Genomic DNA, 1287 nt, shown 5'->3' on the forward strand with positions numbered 1-1287 from the left:
TGGACCTATGTCAAAAAAGTAGACACTACGCTGCGGATTTGTCCGTAAATTTCATCGCAAAACGAGCAGGGGAAAGATACCCTAGCGCGCCATGCATTCGCTTGCGGTTGTAATAGAACTCAATGTACTGGTAGATGGCAGTATACGCCTCTTCCGGCGTCTTAAAACGAGGGTTGCAGTAAATGAGTTCCTTCTTTAAAATACTGTGCCATGACTCAATACAGGCGTTATCATAACAGTTTCCTCGACGGCTCATGCTTGATTCCATTCCGTATGATTTTAGTTGCTCCACGTATTCTTTTGACGTGTATTGAGAGCCGCGATCCGAGTGATGGAGTAATCCCCGAGCGGGGCGTTTAGCCTTATAAGCTTCCTCCAGTGCACCCATCACCAAACTGGTTTCCATATGGTTATATAGACGCCAGCCTACAATTTCACGTGTGCACAAATCCAGAACGCTGGCGAGATATAGACGACCTCCTCGGCAAGGAATGTAGGTGATGTCGGTAACCCATACCTTATTCGGTTTGGACGTTTTAAATTGCTGATTCAGCGTATTTAGCGCAAGGGGATGGTCGTGTTTGGAATCCGTCGTCTGAACGCGATATTTGGGCATGACCACAGAACGTAGATTCATTTGACGCATGTATATACTGACGGTACGTGAAGAGATTCGCAGCCCTTCTAAATGGAGCAGATACGTAATTTTAGGGCTTCCACACCGCATCTGGTGGTCGTAAAAATGATAGCGAATACGCTTCATGACCTCGTCTTTACGGTTCTGCCGCATGCTGGTTCGGTCCATTCGCCATTTGTAATATCCGCTCCGTGATACTTGAAAGATTCTGCACATCTTCTCCAAAGAAAACTCGGAGCGATGATCTTCCACAAACTGAAATCTTAGCTCTTTGGTTTGCTGAAGATGTGCACTGCTTTTTTTACAATCGCCAGTTCTTCTTGTGTATCCGCAAGCGTGTGATCTTTCTCTTGAAGCAACCGGCGCATCTCTTGAAGCTCTGCTTCCAGTTCCTTCACTCGATCTACGCTGGCAACAGGCTCATGTTTTAGTTCGCGGTACTTACTCATCCATTGGTGCAACGTACTTTTTGGAATGTTGAGTTCTTCTGCCAAATCTCCAAGTGTCTTCGTCTGCTCTTGAATGAATTTGACCGTTTGTTTTTTGAATTCTTCGTTATATCGTTGCCGCTGTTCTCCCATGTGGACACCTCCGTTAGTCTTATTATCCTTCCGTCCGTTAACGGGTGTCCACTTTTTATTCTAGCTCCA

At 45.8% G+C, this 1287-nt stretch carries 2 protein-coding genes; both read right to left on the reverse strand.

Annotated features, from left to right (window positions below; genetic code table 11):
- Positions 1-25 precede the first annotated feature (25 nt).
- A complete protein-coding gene (locus CXK86_RS31735) occupies positions 26-889 on the reverse strand; it encodes an IS3 family transposase (protein ID WP_101315139.1) in 864 nt (287 codons plus the stop codon).
- Positions 890-900: 11 nt separating this feature from the next.
- Positions 901-1218, reverse strand: coding sequence for a transposase (locus CXK86_RS31740; RefSeq protein ID WP_074094933.1), 318 nt, complete (start codon positions 1216-1218; stop codon positions 901-903).
- Positions 1219-1287 lie beyond the last annotated feature (69 nt).

Source organism: Paenibacillus sp. BGI2013 (assembly GCF_002843485.1).
Lineage (GTDB): Bacteria > Bacillota > Bacilli > Paenibacillales > Paenibacillaceae > Paenibacillus > Paenibacillus amylolyticus.

Excerpts from the sequence above, each read along its gene's own strand:
- CXK86_RS31740 (WP_074094933.1), bottom strand. The coding sequence starts at position 1,218 with ATGGGAGAACAGCGGCAACGATATAACGAAGAATTCAAAAAACAAACG.